At 41.3% G+C, this 24,452-nt stretch carries 24 protein-coding genes and 2 pseudogenes; 15 read left to right on the top strand and 11 right to left on the bottom strand.

Features of this window, described 5'->3' with window-relative positions:
• Window positions 1-182 precede the first annotated feature (182 nt).
• The 6 genes from FNW02_RS29285 (at window position 183) to FNW02_RS29260 (ending at window position 6,492) form a co-directional block, all read left to right on the top strand.
• Window positions 183-1,256 carry an ABC exporter membrane fusion protein gene (locus tag FNW02_RS29285; protein WP_225225980.1) on the top strand — a complete coding sequence of 358 codons (1,074 nt, stop codon included), beginning with the start codon at window positions 183-185 and terminating at the stop codon, window positions 1,254-1,256.
• Between the two features lie 108 nt (window positions 1,257-1,364).
• Entirely contained in the window at window positions 1,365-2,528 is a 1,164-nt protein-coding gene (gene devC, locus FNW02_RS29280) for an ABC transporter permease DevC (protein ID WP_191760972.1), read from the top strand.
• A 66-nt stretch (window positions 2,529-2,594) separates the two neighbouring features.
• Window positions 2,595-3,293: a DevA family ABC transporter ATP-binding protein gene (locus tag FNW02_RS29275; protein WP_191760971.1), complete on the top strand. Its 699-nt coding sequence runs from the start codon at window positions 2,595-2,597 to the stop codon at window positions 3,291-3,293.
• Between the two features lie 5 nt (window positions 3,294-3,298).
• Window positions 3,299-4,057 carry an isoprenyl transferase gene (locus FNW02_RS29270; protein ID WP_191760970.1) on the top strand — a complete coding sequence of 253 codons (759 nt, stop codon included), beginning with the start codon at window positions 3,299-3,301 and terminating at the stop codon, window positions 4,055-4,057.
• A 33-nt stretch (window positions 4,058-4,090) separates the two neighbouring features.
• Window positions 4,091-5,338, top strand: a complete 1,248-nt coding sequence (locus FNW02_RS29265) for an NAD(P)/FAD-dependent oxidoreductase (RefSeq protein WP_191760969.1) — start codon at window positions 4,091-4,093, stop codon at window positions 5,336-5,338.
• Between the two features lie 5 nt (window positions 5,339-5,343).
• Window positions 5,344-6,492 carry a glycosyltransferase gene (locus FNW02_RS29260; RefSeq protein ID WP_191760968.1) on the top strand — a complete coding sequence of 383 codons (1,149 nt, stop codon included), beginning with the start codon at window positions 5,344-5,346 and terminating at the stop codon, window positions 6,490-6,492.
• Here FNW02_RS29260 and FNW02_RS29255 read toward each other — a convergent pair.
• From FNW02_RS29255 to FNW02_RS29245, 3 genes are all read right to left on the bottom strand, one after another.
• Complete coding sequence (locus FNW02_RS29255) at window positions 6,487-7,929, bottom strand: AAA-like domain-containing protein (protein WP_191760967.1); 1,443 nt, start codon at window positions 7,927-7,929, stop codon at window positions 6,487-6,489. The genes FNW02_RS29260 and FNW02_RS29255 overlap by 6 nt on opposite strands.
• A 66-nt stretch (window positions 7,930-7,995) precedes the next feature.
• Complete coding sequence (locus tag FNW02_RS29250; protein ID WP_191760966.1) at window positions 7,996-8,745, bottom strand: MinD/ParA family ATP-binding protein; 750 nt, start codon at window positions 8,743-8,745, stop codon at window positions 7,996-7,998.
• 113 nt (window positions 8,746-8,858) lie between these two features.
• Entirely contained in the window at window positions 8,859-9,260 is a 402-nt protein-coding gene (locus FNW02_RS29245) for a hypothetical protein (protein ID WP_191760965.1), read from the bottom strand.
• A 203-nt stretch (window positions 9,261-9,463) separates the two neighbouring features.
• Between FNW02_RS29245 and FNW02_RS40220 the strand changes: the two genes are divergently transcribed.
• Both FNW02_RS40220 and FNW02_RS29235 read left to right on the top strand, forming a co-directional pair.
• Window positions 9,464-9,694, top strand: a complete 231-nt coding sequence (locus FNW02_RS40220) for a type II toxin-antitoxin system Phd/YefM family antitoxin (protein ID WP_431356825.1) — start codon at window positions 9,464-9,466, stop codon at window positions 9,692-9,694.
• Window positions 9,695-9,831: 137 nt separating this feature from the next.
• Window positions 9,832-10,023 carry a type II toxin-antitoxin system RelE/ParE family toxin gene (locus FNW02_RS29235; protein WP_191760964.1) on the top strand — a complete coding sequence of 64 codons (192 nt, stop codon included), beginning with the start codon at window positions 9,832-9,834 and terminating at the stop codon, window positions 10,021-10,023.
• 92 nt (window positions 10,024-10,115) lie between these two features.
• Here the strand turns inward: FNW02_RS29235 and FNW02_RS29230 are convergent, their stop codons facing one another.
• The gene (locus FNW02_RS29230; RefSeq protein WP_191760963.1) at window positions 10,116-11,009 is read right to left on the bottom strand and encodes a pyridoxamine 5'-phosphate oxidase family protein; all 894 of its coding nucleotides are present in this window, start codon (window positions 11,007-11,009) and stop codon (window positions 10,116-10,118) included.
• 218 nt (window positions 11,010-11,227) lie between these two features.
• On the opposite strand from FNW02_RS29230, the gene FNW02_RS29225 reads away from it, so the two are divergent.
• Complete coding sequence (locus tag FNW02_RS29225) at window positions 11,228-14,890, top strand: WD40 domain-containing protein (RefSeq protein ID WP_191760962.1); 3,663 nt, start codon at window positions 11,228-11,230, stop codon at window positions 14,888-14,890.
• A 19-nt stretch (window positions 14,891-14,909) separates the two neighbouring features.
• Here FNW02_RS29225 and FNW02_RS29220 read toward each other — a convergent pair whose 3' ends face one another.
• The gene (locus FNW02_RS29220; protein ID WP_191760961.1) at window positions 14,910-15,104 is read right to left on the bottom strand and encodes a DUF4278 domain-containing protein; all 195 of its coding nucleotides are present in this window, start codon (window positions 15,102-15,104) and stop codon (window positions 14,910-14,912) included.
• A 285-nt stretch (window positions 15,105-15,389) separates the two neighbouring features.
• Here FNW02_RS29220 and FNW02_RS29215 point away from each other — a divergent pair, with 285 nt between their 5' ends.
• From FNW02_RS29215 to FNW02_RS29195, 5 genes are all read left to right on the top strand, one after another.
• Window positions 15,390-15,551 carry a hypothetical protein gene (locus FNW02_RS29215; RefSeq protein ID WP_191760960.1) on the top strand — a complete coding sequence of 54 codons (162 nt, stop codon included), beginning with the start codon at window positions 15,390-15,392 and terminating at the stop codon, window positions 15,549-15,551.
• Window positions 15,538-15,864: a hypothetical protein gene (locus tag FNW02_RS29210; RefSeq protein WP_225225979.1), complete on the top strand. Its 327-nt coding sequence runs from the start codon at window positions 15,538-15,540 to the stop codon at window positions 15,862-15,864. Before FNW02_RS29215 ends, FNW02_RS29210 begins: the two co-directional genes overlap by 14 nt.
• A 215-nt stretch (window positions 15,865-16,079) precedes the next feature.
• Window positions 16,080-16,922, top strand: coding sequence for a peptidoglycan-binding protein (locus tag FNW02_RS29205; protein ID WP_225225978.1), 843 nt, complete (start codon window positions 16,080-16,082; stop codon window positions 16,920-16,922).
• On the top strand, window positions 16,915-17,679 hold the full coding sequence (locus FNW02_RS29200) for a hypothetical protein (protein WP_191760959.1): 765 nt from the start codon (window positions 16,915-16,917) through the stop codon (window positions 17,677-17,679). Before FNW02_RS29205 ends, FNW02_RS29200 begins: the two co-directional genes overlap by 8 nt.
• A gap of 39 nt (window positions 17,680-17,718) precedes the next feature.
• Window positions 17,719-18,099 (top strand): tetratricopeptide repeat protein, encoded by a 381-nt coding sequence (locus FNW02_RS29195; protein WP_225225991.1) that lies wholly within the window; start codon window positions 17,719-17,721, stop codon window positions 18,097-18,099.
• Window positions 18,100-18,257: 158 nt separating this feature from the next.
• Here the strand turns inward: FNW02_RS29195 and FNW02_RS29190 are convergent, their stop codons facing one another.
• The 6 genes and pseudogenes from FNW02_RS29190 to FNW02_RS29165 all read right to left on the bottom strand — a co-directional run.
• Entirely contained in the window at window positions 18,258-18,536 is a 279-nt protein-coding gene (locus FNW02_RS29190) for a hypothetical protein (protein ID WP_191760998.1), read from the bottom strand.
• Between the two features lie 255 nt (window positions 18,537-18,791).
• The gene (locus FNW02_RS29185) at window positions 18,792-19,127 is read right to left on the bottom strand and encodes a XisI protein (protein WP_191760957.1); all 336 of its coding nucleotides are present in this window, start codon (window positions 19,125-19,127) and stop codon (window positions 18,792-18,794) included.
• Window positions 19,115-19,534: pseudogene (locus FNW02_RS29180) on the bottom strand (XisH family protein). The gene FNW02_RS29185 and the pseudogene FNW02_RS29180 overlap by 13 nt, the downstream one beginning before the upstream one ends.
• Window positions 19,535-19,617: 83 nt before the next feature.
• Entirely contained in the window at window positions 19,618-23,244 is a 3,627-nt protein-coding gene (locus tag FNW02_RS29175) for a WD40 domain-containing protein (protein WP_191760956.1), read from the bottom strand.
• Between the two features lie 254 nt (window positions 23,245-23,498).
• Window positions 23,499-23,645 carry a hypothetical protein gene (locus FNW02_RS38990; protein ID WP_225225977.1) on the bottom strand — a complete coding sequence of 49 codons (147 nt, stop codon included), beginning with the start codon at window positions 23,643-23,645 and terminating at the stop codon, window positions 23,499-23,501.
• Window positions 23,646-23,983: 338 nt separating this feature from the next.
• Window positions 23,984-24,325 (bottom strand): annotated as a pseudogene (locus FNW02_RS29165) (MGH1-like glycoside hydrolase domain-containing protein); the annotation flags it as partial.
• Window positions 24,326-24,344: 19 nt separating this feature from the next.
• Here FNW02_RS29165 and FNW02_RS29160 point away from each other — a divergent pair.
• The coding region (locus FNW02_RS29160; protein WP_191760955.1) for an IS1 family transposase at window positions 24,345-24,452 on the top strand (108 nt) is incomplete at its 3' end.

Below are 24,452 nucleotides of genomic sequence, written 5' to 3'. Positions count from 1 at the left end.
CTTAACTTTTCTGTATCGACTTTTATATTTGCAAACTTTATAACGGTAACACAACAACTTAAATCACAGATTTGTATTTATGATCAATCTGCGCTGGAACAGAATTGTCACAATTGGTTTACCAATCAGCATTACCGATCCCAAAGTTTTTTGATGCACAACCCATTTTTGCAGGAGAAATAATGCAATTTCTCAAAGGCATTGAACGTATTGAAATGGGCAAGCATCTGATCAATTGGCTGGCGATCGCTCTAGTGTCCAGTTTATCTGTTGCCATTTCCTACCATCTCTGGAATACTCGTACCACAAAAGTTCAAAACCCTAAAGTTGCTCCTGTTAATCTTAGTGTCAGTTCTGTAGTTGCTTTAGGGCGGCTTGAGCCTCAAGGTAAAATCACTCGCGTGTCAGCACCCACCACTATTGACGGGACAAGGATGCGGGTGACTAAGCTACTAGTGAAAGAAGGCGATCGCGTCCAAGCTGGGCAAATTATTGCCAGATTGGATGTCTACGAACGCTATCAAGCTGCTTTAGAACTAGCTACAAAACAGCTAAATGTTGCTCAAGCTCAACTGCAAAAATCTCGATCAACTTCAGGGGAAACAGCAGCTCAACAAGCCAGAATTGCTCGCTTGAAGACGGAATTAGATACTGCTAAAACAGAATATCAGCGATATCAAGAATTATTTCAAGAAGGTGCTATTTCCGCATCTCTTTTGGACAGTAAACAATTGGTTGTATCTAATGTTCAAGGGCAATTAGATGAGGCTAAAGCGACTTTAGAACAATTGAGAGACACCCACAAGGCTAATGAGCAGTTAGCCCAAGCTGAAGTGGAAAGTGCGATCGCTGCGGTTGCTAGAACTAAAGCAGACCTGAATCTTGCTGATGTAAAAGCTCCTATCGCCGGTCAAATTCTGGAAATCCATACTCGCTCCGGAGAAGTTGTCAGCGAGCAAGGAATTGTTGAACTTGGTCAAACGAACCAAATGCTCGTGGTGGCAGAGATTTATGAAACTGATATTGGTAGAGTCCAGCTTGGTAGTCGGGCAATTATTATCAGTAGCGGATTTACAGACGAGTTACACGGAAATGTCGAGCAAATCGGACTCAAGATTGGTAAGCAAGCCATTCTTGATACTGACCCCATTGCTGATGAGGACGCCAGAGTAGTGGAGGTGAAGATTCGCTTAGATCCTAAAGACAGTCAGCGAGTAGCAACCTTAACCAACCTGAGAGTTAAAGTGGAAATTTAATACTTAGTACAACACTTCATTAATTCATAGCGAATTATCCGCGTACCTCTGCGCTTACCTCCGCGCCCCTCTGCGTTTAAATTTCAATAATTTATACCTTATTAACTAATGACATTTAAAACACCTTTAGCCTGGTTGCAACTCACCAAAGAGAGAGGCCGTTTCCTATCAGCTTTAGTAGGGATTGCATTCGCAGATATGTTGATGTTTATGCAGTTGGGTTTTCAGTTGGCTGGCTACTACAGTCAGTCCGCGATGCACAGGCATCTCAAAGCCGATTTGGTCTTAATTAGTTCCAAAACTGTATCTATTCAAGCGATGCACAGTTTTTCCTCGCGTCGTCTGTACCAAGCTCAGGGCGTGGAGGGAGTCAAATCAATTAGTCCCTTGTATATTAGTACACTTCCAGACTGGAAAGACCCAGAAACTGGACGCAGCCGAATTATGTATGTGATGGGTTTCGAGCCAGGGCAACCTGTCCTAGACTTACCGGAAGTTAATCAACAATTAGAAGTTCTCAAAACTCCAGATGTCTTTTTGTTTGATCGCGTTTCTCGCGGAGATTTTGTGACGCGAACTGCTGCCAGGTTGGAGCAGGGGGAATCTATCGCCATCGAAGCGGCTGGCCGCCGTACTCAACTCATTGGCTTGTTCACTCTAGGAGCTACACCCATCGCTGATGGGAACTTAATTACGAGTGATTTAAATTTTCTGCGCTTGTTCAAAAATCGTCAGCTTGGTGAAATTGATGTTGGGTTAATCAACTTGGAGCCGGGTACTGACGCTCAAAGAGTTCTTGAGGCATTGCAAGAGAACTTACCCAAAGATGTCAGGGTGTTAACTAAGCAGAGATACGTAGAATTTGAAAAAGATTACGTTGTTAATAGTACACCCACAGGGGCAATTTTCAACATCGGTGTAGCAATGGGTTTTATTATCGGCACTGTGATTATGTATCAAATTCTTTACTCCGAAGTTACCGATCACTTAGCTGAGTATGCAACCCTCAAAGCGAGAGGATATCGGGATTCCTATTTGTTGGGTGTAGTTTACCAAGAGGCGATTATTTTGTCGGTTCTGGGTTACGCTCCTGGTTTTGTTATGGCTTTAGGTTTTTATGAGTTTACTAGCAAGCTTGTTAAGGTCGCTATTTTTATGACTTTTAGTTCGGCAATTCAAGTGTTTGTTTTGAGTGTTTTGATGTGCTGTATTTCTGGTGCGATCGCATCACGCAAACTTCGGGCGGCTGATCCGGCTGATATTTTTTCTTAGAGGGAGGACATTTAAACGCAAAGGGGCGCGGAGGTAAGCGCAGAGGTACGCGGAGAATTGAGATTTATGTTGAAAAAATCTATTGTTAATATCCAAAATCTGAATCACTTCTATGGAACTGGGTTACTGCAAAAGCAAATTTTATTTGATGTGAATTTGGAGCTTCGCACAGGAGAAATTGTGCTGCTGACGGGGCCTTCTGGTTCGGGTAAGAGTACTCTTTTGAGCTTAATTGGTGGTTTGCGTTCTGTTCAAGAGGGAAGTCTCGAAGTTTTGAATTGGGAGTTAAATAATGCTAGCAATAACCAATTGGTGCAGATTCGCCGCAATATTGGCTATATTTTTCAGAATTACAATTTACTGGGGTTTTTGACGGCGCAACAAAATGTTCAGGTGTCAGCTGAACTGAGTAAGGTTTCTCGGCAAGAAGTTCGTATGCGCTCTGAGACAATACTCAGAGCAGTTGGCTTGGGACATCGGCTGAATTACTATCCTCAGCAGCTATCAGGCGGAGAAAAACAACGGGTGGCGATCGCCTGTGCTTTAGTGAATCGTCCTCGGTTAGTTTTGGCTGATGAACCTACAGCTTCTTTAGATGGTCAGACTGGTCGAGATGTTGTGAATCTGATGAAGCAACTTTCTCAAGAAAACGACTGCGCTATTTTGCTGGTGACACACGATAACCGCATTTCCGATATTGGCGATCGCACGATTCGGATTGAAGACGGCCAAATCTGCGAAATGAGTAAATCCTATTCTTATTAAGAGGTATGACTGTGGAAACAACACTACTACGCCATTTGCCCCCAGACCTAGATCCTTGTACCCTACCGGCTCATGTAGCGGTGATTATGGACGGTAATGGTCGTTGGGCTAAACGCCGAGGTCAACCCCGTCTTTTTGGTCATCGTCGGGGTGCAGATAACCTGGTAAATCTACTGCATTGTTGTAAGGATTGGGGTATTCATACCCTCACAGTCTATGCTTTCTCTACAGAAAATTGGCAACGTCCCAAGGTGGAAGTGGAACTGCTGATGTGGTTGATCGAGCAGATGATTCGTCAAAAGTTGCCTGAGTTAAAGGCGATGGGAATGCGCTTCGATTGCATTGGAGATTTAACGGTTTTGCCCCATTCCCTACGTTCAGAAATCCAGCGAGCCATAGAACAGACAGCAGACAATACTAGTGTCGAGTTTGTAATGGCGATCAATTATGGAGGACAGCAAGAAATACTACAAGCTTGTCAGGCGATCGCCGCACGGGTAGAAGACGGAGCGCTCACAGCCTCGCAAGTTGATAGAGCTCTGTTTGAGGAGCAATTATATACGCACAGAAAGCCCAATCCAGACCTGCTGATTCGCACCAGTGGAGAGAAACGACTCTCTAATTTTCTCCTGTGGCAACTTGCTTACACTGAACTCTACTTCACCGATGCTTTCTGGCCAGATTTCGACGCAGGTGAATTTCATCAAGCACTACTAGCTTATCAGTCAAGAAACCGCCGTTTTGGTCAAGTTAAAACTGCTTAATCAGTAGTTAAAAAATAGACGAGGAAAATTCCCATGAATAACTTTGATGTGGTTGTGATAGGTGCAGGGCCAGCAGGCGGTCAAATGGCGAGATTAATGACAAAATCTGGTTACAAAGTTCTACTTGTAGAGCAACATGAGGACTTTTCCAAAAACGACTTTTCTAGTGCAGTTACTCCTTTGAGTACCTTGGATAGATTTGATTTGCCTGAAGAGATCATCGGCAGTTATTGGAACAATTTTGTTGTCGTGACGACTAACATTCGTCGCAATTGGGACTCGCCTGAAAACTTAGGTGCGGTTTTAGACTTTGCCAAGCTCAAAGAATTTCTAGCGAAAGATGTCAAATCTTGCGGCGGTGAAGTTTGGATGGGTTATCGATATGTCAGACATTTTCAAGACAACGAGAAAACTCTAGTCACTCTCAAACAGCGATCTGGAGGTAAGTTGGAGACGGTCAGCACTAAGGTTCTAGTTGACGCAACTGGCTTTGCTCGCTCGGTCATGTACAACAAGCAAAGTGATAAACCCAAGCTTTTAAGTGCAACTGGGATTGAATATGTAATTGAGGTGGATGAAGCAGCTTACAACCAATATTTAAATTCCATCTTCTTTTTCTTGGGATATAAATGGATGCCCAAAGGTTATTCTTGGATATTTCCAATGGAGAAAGGTCGATTAAAAGTTGGTGCAGGTCGGTTTAATTTGGAGCATAAAAATATCAAGCATACCGAATCCCTGCAATACTACATTCAACTGTTAATTGACAAACACGTAATGCCTAAAGAATACAAAATTATTGATATTCATGGCTCAACGATTAAATATTGTCAAGGACTCAAGGATATTTACTACAAAGATAATGCGATCGCTGTGGGTGATGCTGTATCAACAGTGAATTTTCTGGGCGGAGAAGGAATTAGGCACGGGATGTACAGCGCAGAACTAGCAGCTACACACATAAACAGGTACTTAGAAAACCAAATTTCAGATTTTCGAGATTATCAGAACCAGATGCGGCGATATTTTTTACCCAAATGGGAGATTTCAGCGAAAGCAGGAGTCAACAAGTATTTAATAGAAAGCGATAAAAAAATTGACGAATCATTTACTTATTTGGGTTTATTGACAACAGAAGAAATCATAGCTGTTCTGTTTGAATACAAGCTTGGGAAGTTAAAGAAAGGTTTTGTTAAATACTTGATGAGCAAGATTCAGATCCCCAACTTCTTTAAAGAAGTCGGGGATCTAAGACTTCTCTTTAAGAAGTTAGGGGTCTAGCTTTCATGAAAAAAATAGATTTAGTTTTTGTTGATGCTGGTGGTGGACACCGTAGCACCGCAAATGCACTGTATCAAGTCATCAAAAAATATCAGCCTTCCTTAGAACCTCGACTGTTCAATTTGGAAGAAACTGAAATTGTAGAGTCAATGGATATATTCAAAAGCATTACTGGAATTCTGGGAACTGACTTCTACAATTTGATGCTAAAAAAAGGTTGGACAAGATTTGAAGCACTATATCTGACTTTGGCAAAGTTTAGTATCCGTCGCCAGCATTCTACTGGTTTAAGGTTGCTGGAAAAATACTGGCTGGAAAGGCGGCCTGATTTAGTAGTCTCTTGTATTCCGTTGCTTAACCGAGTGCTTAGGGAAAGCTTGAAGAATACAATACCCGATAAACCTTTCGTCACGATGATAACGGATTTTGCTGATTGTCCTCCTAACTACTGGATAGAACCACAACAGCAATTCTTAGTCTGTCCCACCAAACGAGCATTTACCCAAGCGCAATCGCTTGGTCATCCGCAAGATAAAATTTTTCGCACTTCAGGACTGGTAATTAACCCGCGATTCTATGAACCTATTGGTAGCGATGATCGCCAAATCGAGAGACAACGCTTGGGTCTAGAACCAGATTTACCAACTGGTTTTGTGATGTTTGGTGGTCAAGGGTCAGAGGTGATGATCAAGATCGCTGAGTGTCTGCAACGCTCCCACCTGAATATACAACTCATTTTCATCTGCGGACACAATCAAAAACTAGCAAGTACCCTCTGCCTTAGCCAGAGTCGTTTACCGAGGTTCGTGGAAACTTTTACGACCCAAATTCCCTACTATATGCACTTATCTGATTTCTTTATTGGTAAACCTGGCCCTGGAAGTATCAGCGAGGCTTTGGCAATGAATTTACCAGTGATTACAGAATGCAATGCCTCAACGTTGGTGCAGGAACGGTACAACGCTGAGTGGATTGTAAATAATCAGGTGGGTATTGTAGTCGATAATTTTCGGCATATTGACAAGGCTGTGGCCAAGATAATTCAGCCTGAAAATCTCGCTTACTATCGAGGTAATGCCGCCTTACTCAATAATAAAGCCGTATTTGAAGTTGTTGATATTTTCAACGGAATACTTGAACCGACATTTTCATGATTTTAAACCACGTAAGACCGCATTTTGATTAAAATACTCTCGATATAGCTCACAACTCGATATCACCTGATTTCCTTGCAGCTTGACTAACCCCATGCTGTGTAGTTTAAATGCTACAGTCTGTTCTAACTCTACAGGTGTTGATGATGCGATCGCCAGTTCATACGCTGCTCCTAATTGCGGGTGTTCTTGCAGGCTGCGTAAATGGCGATGCAAGTGATTGCTATAAATGCCTGCATCTGTAACTGCGGTTTGGACTAACTGCTTCAGAGTCAAGTCTTTTTGCGCTAAATGATACAAAGCCTGTTGGATTAAATATGGATGTCCATTCACAAGCTGCATCAATTCTAATAATTCACCTTCAGATAAATGAATTCCATAACGTTGGGCTAAATTGCATACTTGTGCAGGTGTAAATGTTTGCAATTCAATTGCCAAACCCACATTAAAGGGAGATTTATTAATATCAAGAGGGATATACACTTCTGTGGAATGAACAATAATCAACCGCAAATTTTGCCACAGAGGATTACCGCTATCTCCATAGGCTGCTTCTTCATACCAAGAGCGCAATAAAGTGAAGAAATCATCGGCAATTTCTGGATGTAAAAACACTTCATCAACTTGATCTAAAGCTAAGACCAAAACACCATTAATATCTGGGAGTAAACAGTCTTCAAAATAAGCAGTACAGTTGCTTTTACTACCAAAAGTTTCACTCCAATAATCCTCGACTCGATGTGGTAGCTGAAGCTTGCGAGTAATCGAAGCACAAAACCAACGCAAGAATTTATCTAAGTCATTAAAAATACAACGTTCTGCTCGTTGTAAGCTTAGAGCTACGGTGCGTACTTTGTCAGGATTTTGTTGTTTAGCATGAGCTAAAATTCTGACCATTAAAGAAGTCTTACCCATTTGACTGGGTGCTTTAATGCGAATCAATGCCCCATCTCTAGTAATTTCTTCATAACAGCGAGATTCTACCGGAGGACGTTCTACATATAAAGCAGAATCTAATGGTATGAGTCCAACTGGTGACTCTATGTCTGGCAATTTTTTGGGGATTAGGGAGTGGGCTTTGACTACGCTCATCTGAACGGGATTGGATACTGGGAGAAAGGAGGAAGAGTCTTGAATTTTAAATTCTTCAGAAGCTCGTTGTGCTAAAACAGCCATCAAATTAGTCTTACTAATTTTTTCTCCTAGACTAGCTGAAAGAATCTGCCATAATTTTGGCCCCACATCATGCTTGATATACTCAGGCGCATAGTCACATTCTTCGGCAATTTTGTCATATTTTTGACCTAGCAAAGCTCCCCGCAGTACAGCTACTTCAATGTTTTTCAGATGTCTTTTAGTCTTGGTAAATACTGCTGTATCTGCTACTTTTAAAGCTGTTTCAAATGTTATTACTTGTTCTTGAACATTTTCAGTCATTATCTTATATTTACTTGATTAATTCATCTAAACATTTTTAATTTTTTCAGTTTTATCTGAAAGTTTTTAACTTGCTTTATCTGCCACCTGGTGCAAAATTTTAGTCAAGTAATGGTCAGGATATTGCAAACAAAATAATCCACTACTACCGAGTTGTGCCATATCTTCTGAAAGTGGCAATATACCTGCAACTGGAATGTTATAAGTTTTCTCTACTTTTTGCTTTAACGATGAAAAGTCCATACGAATTGGTGTTTTATTAACGATCATCATCATCTTGGTGACTTGAAGTTGACGGGCAATATTAACTGTTACTGCTGTACCTTGAAAGTCTTGGCTGTCTGGACGGAGAATAATAATTAACAGGTCAGAAATAGCTATAGATAGTAAAGTTTCTCGACTTAAACCAGGGTGAGTATCAATAAATAAGTAGTCTAACTCTAGTTCTTTAATTAATTTTTGAAATCCACTATTGAGTAAACTAACGTTGTATCCCTTGCTGATGATTTTGGCAATTTCATCAGCGTTGATACTAGAAGGTATCAGAAAAACTGTTCCTTGGGCGATCGCCAGATGAGAAGTCACATCACAGGCAGTATCAGCAATGGAACTACGATGCCATAAATAATCATTTAATGTTTTACCTGTAATTGTTTCATTAATAGCAAATAGAGCATGAATCCCAGGAGATTGCAGGTCAGTATCTACAATTGCAACTCGCTTATGTTGCAGTGCCATTGTTACTGCTAAATTGGCTGTTAAATTAGATTTACCAGTTCCACCCCGAAATGAGTGAATCGCAATAATTTTAGACATAGCATACTAATTTGTAATTCGTAATTCGTAATTCGTAATACACTAAAGTCAGTGCAAACTTCTATGTAAGTTGTAATTAATAAATTTCTTCTGCTCTCTGCCTTTCCCGATAATTAATATGTTTTGGTATTACGAAGTGATTCAACTTCTATTTGTAATTCTTGAAAATAATCAGTTTGAGTAATTTCTGCTACTTGATGTGTAAGTTTATTTAAATCAATTTCGATTTGCATCTCTTGGAGTTGGATTTTTCTCGCCTCTTCTTGCTGTTTCAATAAATTTTCTAATTCAGCTTTTTGCTGTTTGACAATTATCAATTCCTGTTGCAAAGCAGCTATTTCTAGCCTTAAATTTTGTTCTGTGTATTTTACCTTATCCTTCCTAGATTGGTTGCGAGGTAGTTTGGCAGGAAAAGGCATGAAAATATTGTTATTCGCTGCATTCTTGAACGCAGTGAAGCTAATAATTTTGCTGGGAACTGCTTCGATACCGATATAAAGAGGATTTTGAGGCATAGTTATTAACGTCTGTGTTGGCAGTATGCGGATCTTTATCTTTCTAGGATTACGCGATCGCACTACACAACAAAAGATCAGTTTTTTAGCGAAGCAGCACTTGGAAAACTGGTCTTGACAATTTATTAATTTTGTGGTTTATATCAAAGTTTTGATAGTATTGAATAGAGATTTAATTAAGTACTTAATTTAATATTCAATTTATGATTAATCTAGAGCAGATTCACTCACTTACAGACTTTAAGCGCAACGTCAAACAGTTTCTAGAGCGTATCAAGGCGACCAAATCACCTCTCGTGCTTACCGTCAATGGTAAAGCAGAAGTCGTTGTCCAGGATGCAAGTGCCTTTCAGGAAATGATAGATAGACTTGAGCGTGCAGAAGAAGAACTGCGTCAGCTGAAGTTAGAAGCATTACAACGAGATATTGCGTAGGCGTAGCCCGTCGTAGACATCGCAGCCGAACAGCTAAAGCATGGAGAATATACTGAATATGATGATGAGTCGCTGTCTAATTTGCTGGAAAATATTAAGGCACGAGGACAGAGTAAGCTAAAGCGGGATAGCTGACAATGAATCATTACAGACTTTCCCAGCAAGCCGAACAAGACTTGGAAGATATCTGGACTTACCTTGCTCAACAGAATCAACTTGCAGCCGATAAACAGATAGCTCAAATTCTGAATCGTTTTCCAATGCTTGCTCAGTTTCCTGATATGGGCAAAAAGCGAGATGATTTAATGAAGGAACTCAAAAATAACTGATGGTGTAGAAATTTTTCGAGTATTACATCAATCAAGAGATATTGAAGGCGAGTTTTCTTAATTTAATTTACTTGCTAATTTATTTATGCACATTATGGATTCACAGGAGAATATTCCCCAAATTGCCAACTTATAGAACAAGCATTTCTAATTTCCAATACCTGCTCAATATCAAACTCCACTAAACGTTGCGCTCCAGCAAACTCATTTAATCTATCTGCATCCCAAATTACCTGTGCAATACCCGTCAATTGCAACGTGTGACCTTGTGCAAAATCTATAAACAATAAACCTGCATTGGGATTCACAATCAAATTACCGAAAGTCTGAAACATATTATTACCAGAGTAATCAGGAAACACAAGCTTATTACTATTCAAAACTTGCACAAACCCTGGAAATCCGCCTCGGTGGGAAGCATCAGCCCCACTTTCTGGATGATAGCTGGCGATGAAAAAAGTGTCGGCTTGAGTTATCCAAAGTTGATCTGTATCAATTAAAGTATCTCTGGTAAAAGCTTCCGGGTTTTCTAGTGAATCAGCCACATATTTTTTTATATAACGTGTCTGAATATATTTAGGACAGTTAAAAAATACCTGCTGAATTTGTACTTTTATGTTTTCCTGATTTACCTCTGCTTTGCCATTGAAACGCAAACGTTTACGATTTTCTAAATCAATTACTAATAGCCCAATATCATTGTTAGTTTGCAGATTATGGTGTAATGGGTCAGTTTGTATGGGAGTAGCGTTAATCTGTATAGTTTGCGTGTTTAAGACCTCTACAAAACCAGGTTTTCCTGTTAATAAAGATGCCCAGATTCTAGATTTGCTATCAACTGTACTAGCAATTGCTAATTGTTGCGTATGCAGGAATTCTTGAGCAGATGGTTTGATTGTACTAGTAATAACATTACACAGACGTTGCGCCTCTTCTCGCACTCCCGCCTGAGTTTGGACGGCAATTTCTCCAGAATGGAAAGACATTGTATTAATTCGTAATTAAGAAATGACATTGTATATTTTCTATACATTTATTTAATATTTGTTATATAATCTCAAATTTTCAAGATCAGTTTTGGAGTTATGGCAACAAGGATAACTGATCTTGGCGATCGCATAATTTTATGCTATTGCAAAAAACATCGTGATTCTGCAAATATATCTATAAATAATTCAGGTATAGTAGGACTCACTTAAAAATCGTGGCTACTCTCAAAGCTTCTCAACAGGGACTCGCAAGAATTAAACAAGCTAGAAGTGATAAGGGTTGGTCTGTTGATGATTTTAGATGGATAGAGTTAGCCAGTGAAGTTTTAGGTGTGTGTTGGACAACTAATGGAGTTCTTGCTGTTGGTGTATCAGAAGGAACCTGGAAACGTTTCTTAGCTGGAAAGCAAGCGATTAATGCTGAGGCGTTTAAAGCCTATTGTCAGGTGCTGGGGCTGAATTGGGAAGAGGTGGTTGAGAGAAAGGATGAAATGAATGATTTTCAAACTTCATCTTTGACACTTCATCCTTCCCAAGATTGGGGTGAAGCACCGGATGTATCAATTTTTTACGGTCGCAGTGAAGAACTAGAAACTGTTCAGCGATGGGTGATGCAGGACAACTGTCGTCTGGTGACGTTGCTAGGAATGGGTGGAATTGGTAAAACGACTCTATCGGTTAAGCTGGCGCAGGAAATTATTACCAACAGAGGTGAAATATCAATTTCTCAGTTTCCTCAATACATAATCTGGCGCAGTCTCCGCAACGCGCCACCAGTGGAAGATATTTTGGCTCAATTGATTCAATTTTTTTCTGAACAGCAACAAACAAATTTACCAAGTGAGTTACAGCATAGAATTTCGCTGTTACTCAAATATTTACGTTCGTCGCGCTGTCTAATTATTTTGGATAATGCTGAGTCAATTTTACAGGCAGGCGATCGCACTGGTCGTTATCGTGCTGGATGTGAAGGTTACGGTCAACTCCTACAATATGTAGCAGAAACTTCCCACCAAAGTTGCTTAATTCTCACTTCACGGGAAAAACCCCAAGGACTCGCCAAGTATGAAGGGGAGAGTTTACCTGTGCGTTCTCTACAACTTACAGGTTTACTAGAAACAGAAGGGCGGGAATTATTTAACGTTAAAGGTAAATTTACTGCTACTAAAGACCAATGGCAAGTTTTAATTTCCCGCTATGGCGGTAATCCTCTAGCCCTCAAGATTGTAGCCTCTTCTATCCATGATTTTTTTGATGGCAATGTTGCCCAATTTCTGGAAATTTCCCAGCAAGGTACATTCATCTTTGACGATATTCGTGACCTGCTTGACCAACAGTTCCATCGTCTCACAGCTTTAGAACGAGAGATTATGTACTGGTTAGCCATCAACCGCGAACCTATTTCTTTAGGAGATTTACAAGCAGATTTTGTGGCTCATGTCCCACTTCGGGAATTGCTAGAATCACTCTCGTCACTGCAAAGACGTTCTTTCATCGAAAAAAGCACTGGTGGCTTTACTCAGCAACCTGTGGTGATGGAATATGTCAGCAATCAGTTAATTGAGCAAGTTTGTGAAGAAATTAGGACATGGGGCATAGAAAAACAACTTTCCCCTTCTACTCTCTTATTTACGAGTCATGCACTAATTAAAGCGCAAGCTAAAGATTATGTGCGGGAGAGTCAAATTAGTCTGATTCTTCAGCCTGTTATCGATAAATTAATTACAGAACTTGGGAGTCTGGAAAACATCGCTAATTGTCTGACTCAAATACTCTCAAACCTACGCGGCAAATCGCCCCAATTAACGGGCTATGCTGGGGGAAACGCTTTAAATTTGCTGCATCAAGCGCAAATTGACCTCAGTGGCTTTGATTTTTCCGGTTTAACTGTATGGCAAGCTTATCTTCAGGGCATAAACTTGCATGATGTAAATTTTGCTGGCTCAGATTTATCTCGCTGTGTTTTCACGGAAACATTAGGTAATATTTTATCAGCTGCTTTTAGTCCAGATGGTCAGCTTTTAGCAACCTGTGACACCGATTGTCATGTCCGCGTATGGGAAGTGAAAACAGGTAAATTATTGCTTATTTGTCAAGGACACACCAATTGGGTGCGCTTTGTTGTGTTTAGCCCAGATGGGGAAATCCTAGCGAGTTGCGGTGCTGACCAGAATATTAAACTCTGGAATGTTCGAGATGGTGTTTGTATAAAAACGTTGATTGGACATGATCATGAAGTATTTTCTGTAGCGTTTCATCCAATCCCCCCAACCCCCCTTAATAAGGGCGAAGGGGGGATCTTAGCTAGTGCAAGTGGTGACAAGACAGTAAAACTTTGGAATATCTACGATGGAAAATGCTTGAGAACCCTTACAGGACATACAGATTGGGTACGTTGCGTTGCTTTTAGTCCTGATGGGCAAACCTTGGCGAGTAGTGGTGCTGACCACACAATTAAACTGTGGGATGTAACTCAGGGTAAATGCTTGAGAACTTTGCAAGCACATACAGGGTGGGTGCGTTCGGTGGTGTTTAGTACAGATGAGCAAACTTTAGCTAGTGGTAGTGGCGATCGCACAATTAAAATTTGGAATTATCATACAGGTGAATGCCTGCAAACTTACACCGGACATACTAACAGTGTCTATTCTATTGCCTATAGTCCTGATAGTAAAATTTTAGTCAGTGGGAGTGGCGATCGCACCATCAAACTCTGGGATTGTCAAACCCATACTTGCATCAAAACTCTACACGGCCATACTAATGAAGTTTGTTCTGTCGCCTTCAGCCCGGATGGTCACACATTAGTATGTGTCAGTTTAGACCAAAGCGTTAGGTTGTGGGATTGTTTTACTGGTCAATGCTTAAAGACTTGGTACGGTAATACAGATTGGGCATTACCTGTAGCGTTTAGTCCTTCGCCCCCCTTGGAAAGGGGGGTTGGGGGGATCTTAGCCAGTGGTAGTAATGACAAAACCATTAAGCTATGGGATTGGCAAACTGGCAATTGCATTAGCAGCTTAGAAGGGCATACAGATTTTATTTATGGTATTGCCTTTAGCCCAGACGGACAAATCTTGGCAAGTGCGAGTACAGATTCTTCAGTCAGATTATGGAACCTCAATATAGGTCAATGTTTTCAAATTTTACTCGGACATACAGATTGGCTATATACTGTGACTTTTCATCCCCAAGGTAAAATTCTTGCCACTGGTAGCGCAGATTGTACAGCCAAGGTATGGGATATTAGCACAGGTCAATGTCTCAAAACCTTGAGCGAACATAGCGATAAAATAATGGGAATGGACTGGAGTCCAGACGGGCAAATTTTAGCTACCGCCAGTGCTGACCAATCTGTAAAACTGTGGAATTATCGCACAGGTAGTTGCATCAGCACGTTACAAGGACACGATAGTCGTGTTTATTCAGCTATCTTTAGTCCCAATGGTGAAATTATCGCTACTTGCAGCACCGACCAAACGGTGAAACTATGGGATTGGAAAACTGGTAAATGCCTCAAAACATTAACTGGACATACAAACTGGGTATTTGCAATTGCATTTAATCATGATGGTAAAAGCCTTGCTAGTGCATCCCATGACCAAACTGTGAGAATTTGGGATATAAACACAGGCGAATGTCGCCATATCTGCATTGGACATACACATTTGGTATCTTCCATAACTTTTAGTCCAGATGGGGAAGTTGCCGCAAGTGGTTCTCAAGACCAAACCGTGAGGATTTGGGATGTCAAAACAGGCGAGTGTATGCGGATTTTGCGGGCTAAAAGACTCTATGAGGGGATGAATATTACTAGAGTGAAAGGGTTAACAGATGCGACGATTTTGACGCTACAATCCTTGGGTGCAATAAGTTAGGAAGTTTTTTTAAATCAACTCAATTACCACTACTGATATAGTTAATACCGCGATATTTAAGTTGAATTGGTTGTTGATTTTTAGCTCTTTTACCCTTGGTAATCTTATAACTAACTCCACGATATTTTGCAGTTGTAAAATCCTGTTGCTGAGGCAATTGTGGAGTGATGATTTCGGAGGTTGCGTAGTAAGAACCGCGATAAGAGAGTTGCATAAGTCAATTCCTGTGTTTAACTAGATGTTTACTGTTATCACGATAGAGTTTATGTTTTCTCAAGTCGATATATAAAAGTTATGTACCTTTCGGTTCCAACAAGTCCTTAACTTTTCTGTATCGACTGATAAAGGAATTGTCTTGGATAATCAAGCATAGCGAAAGTAACAACTAACTTTGAATTTCTCCATAAGTACTGTAATTTTCAATTCCTTGAAAAAAGTGGACTTTTAGCCGCTTTCATGAAATCCAAAAAACTAAATTTACTAATTCAAGGATACTCAAATGGCAACTTTCACTGTTAATACATTGAATGATGTTGTTAATCCTAATGATGGGCGGTTGAGCCTACGAGAAGCTGTCACAGCAGCCGAAGCCCTGCCTGGAACGGATACCATCGTCATCAATAGCATTGCTCAACTAAATAGCCCCATTGTCATCAGATAACGATACGCTGTATTTGGGAAGCGATCGCCACATTGATAAAGTAATATACCGCCAGGGTGATGGCAGTGATCTTATCCATCAGTTCCGGCGTGGTGCTGGTGGCGATTTATTGCAGTTTGAAGGTATCAATGCGATCGATGTAGTGGTGAATGGCCGCAATACTTACTTCTACTTGGGTGATGGCGTGACTAGAAATACTGGATTTGGTTCCGGTGAGTTATTAGCAGAGTTACGCGGTGTCACTGGCTTCACCTCAGATAATCTCGGTTTGAATCTGGCATCTGGCAATACTGCACACTTCTTATTTGCATAAAGCATACAGAATAACGATCTATCGCTATATTCTCATCAGGCTGAAAATCCGTTTTTGCAAATATTAATGCCAATTCAAATAATGTTTGCGACACATAAAATATTCGTAAAGGTACAACATTATTGTGCAAAAGTTAAGTGCAAATTCCTTACCTTTTCTGCATCGACGGTTAAATATGCAAATTCTATAAAAAAAATTATCTTGGAGAATCAACCATGTTAAAAGTCAAAAATGTAATTGAAAAAGGAAATACAGGTCTAGTCAGAGGTCTGAGCCTACAAATCATTGCGGTTATGAACTCAATCTCGCCCAATGTTTTAGTTGACTTCAGCGACCTCAATATAGATGTGACTGGAAATCAAATCAATCCCTTTGTGCAACCAGCAGCTAAAGAATCACTGCGATTAGCACTCAAGCAACGCGGTACTAAACTAGTTGTAAACTCGGTCTATCGCACAGTTGCTCAACAGTACTTGCTACGAAAACAGTTTGAGCGTAAGTTATTTGGCATTACGGCGGCGGCTTTACCAGGTTCTAGTAATCATGAAAGTGGGTTGGCGTTAGATATTGAAGATCCCGACGGGTGGGAACGATTTTTTCAGCCACATAACTGGATTCGCTTAGGGCGAGATTTTGACTTTCCTCACTACGATTACAGGCTACCTGCTGCAACCAGGCGAAATTTGGGCAAGATTGGGATCAGTGCATTTCAACGCTTGTGGAATCAGTATAATCCCAATGACTTGATAGCAGAAGATGGTAGCTTCGGGCCGCAAACTGAAGCGCGTTTAGCAAATTCCCCAATAGATGGTTTTAAACTTCTGTTCCCGCGTACTCTCAGGCTTCAATCGCCTCCCTTACAAGGTGATGATGTCACTAAGGTACAAGAAGCATTACTGAGAGCGCAAATTACGCAAATCAATCTCCAGGTAACAGGAATATTTGATGCCGAAACTGAGCAAGCTGTCAAGCAATTTCAAGCGGCGAGTCAAAAATTGGCTGTGGATGGGATTGTCGGCCCGATGACAATGCAAGAATTGGGGCTTGAAAATGACTAATATTGTTGATAAAACCTCACAAGATACACATGTTCTCAATGAATATCTGCAAGCATTACTGGCAATTGAGGAGGCAAAATCAGATGTATCTCCAAAACAAGTATTAGCTGTTTTGTTGGCGCGGGATGCAGTTCATGCAGAACTCATGTTGAAGGTGACTCGCATACCCCCAGATGAAGTTACCAAAGTTATGGAGTTGGATAGGCGCTTGAGAAATCAAGCCAACCAGATTGTCAAAGCTGGACAACTCAAAGACTGGCGTAGCAGCATCCATCCTCCAGCAGAAGCTTGGTGGTGGTTTTTGGAAGCGGATGAACCAGATCCTTGGAATCGCTTTGATGCGGTTTGGGATGGACTCACAACCATTAATCTCACGGCTGTGGTCAGTTTTTTAACAATGTTCAGTTCGCAATTTATTATCAGTGGGCTAGATTTGCTGACAACCTTTGGATTGGTTGGAAATGGGGCGATGCCTGCGGCGGGCTGCGCCTACGCACTTTTAGTTTTTGGTAGTTTAACGCAATCTGGGCGAGAGAAGTTACAAAAACTGTTGCATCAACTAAAATTACCTGCGCGTTATTGCAGTGAGGTTTCCTTTGGGATTTCGGCGTTTTTGTTGCTGGGGGCGATTTACTTGCAGAATTCACTACCCCAGTTAGCGAATTACTACTATCAGCGAGGGTTGAGGAGTTTTGCTAAAGCCGAATTTACCGAGGCTAAAAAGGACTTAAAACAAGCGATGTCTACGACAGGCTAGGCCTACGCATTTGATTCCGGTAATTTTGATGCTCATCTCCTGCTGGGTAAAACCTACGAGAATTTGGAGAACTTAACCAACGCCCGTACTGAATATATGCAGGCTTTACCTGGTAATAATGCTGAGACTTACAACAATTTAGGTCGCTTGTATCTTGGCGATCGAGATTACCTAACAGCAGAAAGCTTCTTTTTGCGCGGGTTAGATTTGGTTAAAGCTGATGATTTTTCCACTCGATACTCTTTATTGACAGATTTAGGTTGGGTGCAAGTTGAACAGAATCGTCATGCAGAGGCGGGGAGAAATTTAGTAAGTGCGATCGCCCTTAACCAAAAACAACCCCCCAATCAACAGCGATGGGAAGCTAATTGTATATTTGCCAAGGTACTGGAGATAAAAAAGGACAGAAAAAGTGCGTAGGCACAGCCCGCCGCAGGCATCGCTCAATCTAGAACTTGTGTAAATAATGCCTCTAGCTACACTACATTTGATTACCGTTGGGCGATTTTAGCAAGAAGAAGGTTAGAATCTGTCGGGACGGAAGGTAGTAATTTTAAGCAGAAGTAATAGGTTAGGACTTACGCACTGTACAAATTAGAACTTACGCTTATCAACAGTTGATTAACAAAAGTCTCACCGTCAATTCCTTCACCACGTTCTAATGATGCTATCCCTTCATCAACAAGAGTACGAGTTTCATCAAGCCATACTTGATACGATAGGTTTTCTTGTTCTAATAGGGATGATGCACCCCGGCTTGAGTTTGGGTAATGGAAGGCGATCGCTTCGCCAAAGTCTTTGGCTAACGCAATTATTGAGTTTAGCGAGATAGTTCTGTGTAATGATACTTGTTTCAATCATTCCATAAGTCTTGGATAGACACACCTTTTTAAAAGTTTTTGTGTTTTTCCTAACAAATTATAAGCAATAATTGCTGATGTGATATCACCATCAAGATTATCGTAGAAATACGAAGAATGAGCATCTCTCTGGAGATTTAAGGCGCAGGCTGAGAGAAGAATTTGGGTGCTAATTGCTTTAAGTACGCAATACTTATTAGTGAGTATCGCTCTACCTGCTAAATTAACAAGAGATTGGCTAACATTTCCACGTTAACCTACAGCATATTCAGTAAACTGCCGCATAAATGGTGACTGAAATCCTAAAACAATATCTTCCTTTGGAACTCCAACAGTCACCAAATCAGCTGCAATATCATCCTCAGTACCATTCCATTGCAGCCAAATTTTACCACCTTTAATATCGATGTGTATGATACAACTGTGTACCCAATCCTGACCTTCCCACCCTACATAAACAATTTGGTAATGGTCTCGTTCGGTGTCAAAAATTGTCTCAACTTCAATATTTCCGTAAGCAGGTTTTTGTTTACCATACTCTGAAAGCATCTGTTGTACAATCTGGCGATATCGTACTATTTTTTCCATTCAATAATCACCTCGTTTTCAACATTATAAACACTCATTTTGACTCGATTTTCTTCTACCATTTACTTGGGAAAATCAAGTTGAGAAAATGTTCTGTAAGTTGTCAAAGGTACTGCTAAATATAAAATACGGTCTGGATCTCGTCGCCTTAATGCACCTCTATAATTGATAAATTGTCCCAACGCTGTGTGGAATTCTGAGATAGCAGAAGATTTTTCTAGAAAACTCTTGACTTCAACAGCAATTTTTTCATTTTCTCTTTCTGCTGCAATCAGTTATTCTGCTGCTAAATCAATTGACATTTTTACCCCATCCACATTAAACAAAAGTGGGTCATGAGTTATCTGCCAACCGTCCTTTTGTAAAGCTATTTTCACAACCTCATGAAAGACATCTCTAGCAGACATGGGCATTCATTATAGTATTTTCCACTTCTAAGATATCGTGTCGCTGCATTTTCAGCACTTTTCTACGATACAAGCACCACTTACTATAATTCTTTTACTGTACCAACCCCATCGCACAAACTCCTCTCATCCTCTTTAACATTTGCGCTATTCTTCAAATAATCCCTCACACAATTACAAGCCTGCGCCAACAATTTCTCAGGACTGGAATCAAAATCTAAATTCCAAAGAGTGACTTTACCCAGGGAATCTGAAGAAGCCAAAACCTGACCATCTGGGCTGAAACTCACACTTTTAACCCCAGTATCCAGTCCTGCAAGGGTTTGCAGCACTTCTCCCTTACGGTTCCACAGCTTGACTGTCATATCTTCACTGGCTGTAGCAATAATTTCTCCATTCGGGCTAAAACTTACAGCATTTACCTCACCCCCATGTCCCCGCAAAGTCAATAGTTCTTTACCGTCTCGATTCCAGAGTTTCACAGTTTTATCTTTACTGGCGGTAGCAATTATCTGACTATCAGAACTGAAACTTACAGCCTGTATCCCCGCTTGATGTCCTTTGAGGGTAACTAGTTCTTTACCGTTTCGATTCCAGAGTTTAGCTGTTCCATCTTCACTTGCGGTAGCGACAATTTGACTCTTCGGGTTCGCCAGTTTGCTTATGCCGGGGAACCCGTCCACCGCAACTGGCTCACCATCAGGGCTGAAACTTACGCTTCTGACACCAGCTTGATGTCCCCGCAAAGTCATTAATTCTTTTCCCGATAAATTCCACAGTTTAACTGTTGTATCCCAGCTAGCACTAGCTATTGTTTTACCGTCTGGGCTGAAAGTTGCGCTTCTCACATCTGCTTGATGTCCGCGCAAAGTCGCTATTTCTTTTCCCGATAAATTCCACAGTTTAACGGTTTTATCTCGACTGGCGGTAGCGATAATTTTACCATCGGGGCTGAACTGGAGACTTCTTAGGGTATCGCTATGACCGTTCAGTGTCACTAGTTCCTGTCCTTTGCGGCTCCAGAGTTTCGCCATTGTGTAACGACCAGTTGTACCAAAAGTTTTACCATCAGGGCTAAAACTAATACTTCCCGCAGCCGCTTCACCAAGATTGAAACTTAGAGATTGGAATTTTCCTGCTTCCCCATTCTCCATATTCCACAATCTCACAGTCCCATCTTCGCCACTGCTGGCCACAAGTTTTCCATCTTTACTTAAATTCACACCCCAAACAGCATCGGTATGTCCCCAAAAAACTTGCAATTCCTCACCTTTGCGGTTCCAGAGTCGGATAGTTTTATCCGAGCTTGCAGTCGCAATAGTTTGACCATCGCGGCTGAATACGGCACTAGCAACGGTATCACTATGACCTCGTAGTGTTGCGAGTTCTTTCCCTTGTAAATCCCAAATTTTCGCGGTTTTGTCTCGACTTGCTGTTACTAGGTTTTTGCCATCCCCACTGAAATTAACATACATGACCCAATTCTTATGGCCTCCCAGAGACAATAATTCTTTGCCATCCAAAGACCAAACCTTTGCTGTACCATCTCGACTAGCGGTAGCAATCATGTTTCCCTTGGGGCTGAAATGGACAGCAACAACTGGGGCTTTATGGGTAGGAAAGGATTTTAACTCCTGTCCTTGGAGGTTCCAGAGTCTCATTGTCCCATTCCATTCCATTGATGCCACTGTCTTGCTATCGGGGCTAAATCCGACACAGGCTACCCAATCTTGATTATTTAGGGTGACAATTTCTTTACCATCCTCAACACGCCAGACTTTCACGGTTTTATCTCGACTGGCACTAACTAACATTTTACCGTCAGGGCTAAAATTCACACTCCATACTGCATCAGTATGACCCCGCAAGGTGTGGAGTAGCTTACCGTCACGCTGCCAAATTTTCACGGTTTTATCCCAACTGGCGCTAGCTAATTTTTGCCCATCGGGACTAAATTTAACTCGTGTGACTACATCCCCATGCCCTATTAAACGGTTGCGTTCCCGTACCCAGTAGAGAGATTGGCGTAAGGTCTTTTCTACTTGCACCTTTGAATCTGTATCTGCATTGTCCCAACCCATCTGGTTTAACTTGATACCAGCCTTGAGACTTTCGAGTAAAGCATCAAAGGTGTTATGGGACTCAAAAGCTGTTTCTGATGAGAGAGTCAAGGCTTTAATCTCGCCTAAGCTTACTTGTCGCTTTTGTTGCGCGGTTTGCCATGTAAGTAAACCTGAGATTCCTAAGAGAGTCACAGCGACAACAGACAGCACCGATAACCCCATCATTCCCCGGCGAATCGTTTGTTTCGCTTGCTGTTCGGCGTTGAGGAGAATTTGATTTGCTTGTTGAGATGCTATCAGCGCACTTTGTACTTCGCGTTTTTCTAGTTCTTCGCTAGCGGCTAAAAAGCGATAATCCATGTTACTCAAACTTTTGCCCTTGGCCCAAGCTTGAGCATCCTTGAGGGCTTGTCCTCGTAGCAGGTTGGTTTCATCCTGATAATTTGATTTTACCCAAGCATTAATTAAATCTGCGTAGGGACGTAACTTTTTTAATTGCTTTTCTACCCACTCTAAATTAAAAACTTCTTGATAGATGCGATTGTAAACTTGTAAGCTACCTTGTTTTTTAACAACTAACCCTGATAGCAGCAATTCAATTTTTTCAGGCGAATCATCGGCGGGTACACCACCATTTTGTAATATTTGTAGATATAGTCCTAGTAGTCTGCTAGCTCGTTGTTCGTTGCAAAGTAACCTGTCGCGGATGGTTCTTAAATGGGGTGGTTCATCCAGGGAAGCCCAGTTGTCGATGATATGCGATCGCACTATAGCAGATACTTGGTTAGCAATTGCCTCACTTGGAGTCAATATCTCCTGCATCAGTTTCTTGAGGTAGGGCGATTCTATGGTAGAAATGCTTCCCTGTTCTCCTGTTCCTCTATGCCAATGCTGTACAACTAATTGACAAAGTTTTTGAGTTAAAAATGGTTGACCTCCCGTCCAAGCCAGTATTTCCTTCAATGCGGCTTGGGTATTTTCTACTTGATTCGCTAACCCTATTTCTAATGGTTGAACTTCTACCAGATTAAACCCATTTAACGCAATTGCTCGCCCAATATTAAAAGGTGTGCGAGTTTTATCGGTAATTAAATCCGATGGTGTGGCTACTCCCAACAGTGCAAAAGTGAAGCGTTTGTGTTCATGGCAAGAACGAATCAGGGCAAAAAAATCATCTGTATTAAATGGTAAGCTGATTGTGCTGTCGATTTCATCGAAAAAAATCACAATCGACTGATTGATAAATTCCGGTAAGACAGATTGCAATAATTCACCTAAACGCCCCACTGGGGAAAGGTCTTGTCTTTGGGCTAACCAATCGCGGATATTAATTTGAGTATTAAGCCGAAAACTTCGTACCAGTCGCATGATGATATCTGCATACCACTGGTCGGCGGTGATGTTGCTGTTCCCAATTCCTGATAGGTCAACCGTTGTACAAGCAATACCATCCTCTTGTAGACGTTTAGCAACCTGTACCCGTAAGCTAGATTTGCCCATCTGACGACAGTTGAGGACGTAACAAAACTCACCTGCCTTTAAAGCATTGTAGAGTTCTTCGTCGGCTTGGCGTACTACATAGCTGGGTGCATCAACTCTGAGGCGACCGCCAACTTGATATTCATAGGATGAAGTCAGTTTTTGCACGGGATACCCTGCCTTACAAATCTGAAGTTTTGCGACATATCACAAAGTTGACTGTGATATTTATATAGGTTCTAGCCGTCACTGTCGATGTAGAAAAGTTAAGGACTTTCCTGACTTAACTTTATACGGACAGTGGCGAAAGGCTCATCTCATTCCCGATAACCAAGAGATAAAGCGTAAATTAGACTATCTTACAACCTATCTCAGTATGCGAAAGATACTAGCTGATTGGATTGGCAACAGGTAGCTCTTGCTTAGGTTAACGGTAGTTCAGCGTCGGAGTCTTCCCCAAAAAGCCAGTCGCTATCACTGTCAGCATTACCTTCGCCATCCATCTGAAGATTTAAGGAAGGTATTAGCTGTTCAATTTGGCTTTCAAGTCGGGAGATTGCCAACGTCAAAGAAGCAAGTTGCTCCTATCCTTTTTAATTTCATTTGAAATACCCACCCACAATTGATTTAACCGCTCCTGAAGGGTATGCACTTCGGTTTTGCTTGCAGAAGGAATACTCACTTTCTCTGACAGGGCGGCGATTTGAGCTTTCAAAGCTTCAATTTCAGCAGCAGTTGCACCATCTGCACTATCAGGATTCTCTTCCACGAGTGCTTGTTTAATACAATTCAGCACAAACTCCTTAAAAGTGAGACGCAACTGCTTGGCCGGCTTCACCAACTCCCGGTCTTCTTCAGACAGAAGTTTTATATTTATCTGTGGATAATCCACCATCACGTATCTCAACACGGCTAAGTCATCGCCAAAATAGGAGTAAAATCGCTGGAGTGATTCGATAATTAGGTAGTTTATGGGAAACCAAATCGGCCCACGCCAATTAGAATTGCCACCAAATATTTGAGTAGTAGACTCGGCAGGTTGATAATCTACTTGATACTCGGTTCCATTCACATTCATTTTATAAGGGTGGTTTTGGTGAAATTTAGAAACCGAACGAATCCCGTAGGGACTGAGGAATTCGTTTTCATCCAGCATCTTTTGCAGAATGCGCCTGAGTTTATCTGGATAAGCGATTGCTAGTAGTCTGCGTTCACCCACACCAGGAGTCTGCATATAAGCAATTTTCTGGGCGTTGCATAATTAAGGGATGAACTGTCCTAACTGTGCATCTAGCCATATCCGCAAGAACGGTCATCGGCGTGGTAAACAAAACTACATTTGCTGTTCATGCGAGCGCCAATTTCTTGAATCATAT

The organism is Komarekiella delphini-convector SJRDD-AB1 (assembly GCF_014831675.1).
Lineage (GTDB): Bacteria > Cyanobacteriota > Cyanobacteriia > Cyanobacteriales > Nostocaceae > Komarekiella.
This window is presented reverse-complemented; position numbering and strand designations above follow the sequence as displayed.

What these genes read in the sequence shown, in the direction of transcription:
- FNW02_RS29235 (WP_191760964.1), top strand. Translation starts at nt 9,832, where the DNA reads ATGAATCATTACAGACTTTCCCAGCAAGCCGAACAAGACTTGGAAGAT.
- FNW02_RS29205 (WP_225225978.1), top strand. Translation starts at nt 16,080, where the DNA reads ATGTTAAAAGTCAAAAATGTAATTGAAAAAGGAAATACAGGTCTAGTC.
- FNW02_RS29230 (WP_191760963.1), bottom strand. Translation starts at nt 11,009, where the DNA reads ATGTCTTTCCATTCTGGAGAAATTGCCGTCCAAACTCAGGCGGGAGTG.
- FNW02_RS29275 (WP_191760971.1), top strand. Translation starts at nt 2,595, where the DNA reads ATGTTGAAAAAATCTATTGTTAATATCCAAAATCTGAATCACTTCTAT.
- FNW02_RS40220 (WP_431356825.1), top strand. Translation starts at nt 9,464, where the DNA reads ATGATTAATCTAGAGCAGATTCACTCACTTACAGACTTTAAGCGCAAC.
- FNW02_RS29270 (WP_191760970.1), top strand. Translation starts at nt 3,299, where the DNA reads ATGACTGTGGAAACAACACTACTACGCCATTTGCCCCCAGACCTAGAT.
- FNW02_RS29255 (WP_191760967.1), bottom strand. Translation starts at nt 7,929, where the DNA reads ATGACTGAAAATGTTCAAGAACAAGTAATAACATTTGAAACAGCTTTA.
- FNW02_RS29265 (WP_191760969.1), top strand. Translation starts at nt 4,091, where the DNA reads ATGAATAACTTTGATGTGGTTGTGATAGGTGCAGGGCCAGCAGGCGGT.
- FNW02_RS29260 (WP_191760968.1), top strand. Translation starts at nt 5,344, where the DNA reads ATGAAAAAAATAGATTTAGTTTTTGTTGATGCTGGTGGTGGACACCGT.
- FNW02_RS29245 (WP_191760965.1), bottom strand. Translation starts at nt 9,260, where the DNA reads ATGCCTCAAAATCCTCTTTATATCGGTATCGAAGCAGTTCCCAGCAAA.
- FNW02_RS29220 (WP_191760961.1), bottom strand. Translation starts at nt 15,104, where the DNA reads ATGCAACTCTCTTATCGCGGTTCTTACTACGCAACCTCCGAAATCATC.
- FNW02_RS29250 (WP_191760966.1), bottom strand. Translation starts at nt 8,745, where the DNA reads ATGTCTAAAATTATTGCGATTCACTCATTTCGGGGTGGAACTGGTAAA.
- FNW02_RS29215 (WP_191760960.1), top strand. Translation starts at nt 15,390, where the DNA reads ATGGCAACTTTCACTGTTAATACATTGAATGATGTTGTTAATCCTAAT.
- devC (WP_191760972.1), top strand. Translation starts at nt 1,365, where the DNA reads ATGACATTTAAAACACCTTTAGCCTGGTTGCAACTCACCAAAGAGAGA.
- FNW02_RS29200 (WP_191760959.1), top strand. Translation starts at nt 16,915, where the DNA reads ATGACTAATATTGTTGATAAAACCTCACAAGATACACATGTTCTCAAT.
- FNW02_RS29185 (WP_191760957.1), bottom strand. Translation starts at nt 19,127, where the DNA reads ATGGAAAAAATAGTACGATATCGCCAGATTGTACAACAGATGCTTTCA.
- FNW02_RS29285 (WP_225225980.1), top strand. Translation starts at nt 183, where the DNA reads ATGCAATTTCTCAAAGGCATTGAACGTATTGAAATGGGCAAGCATCTG.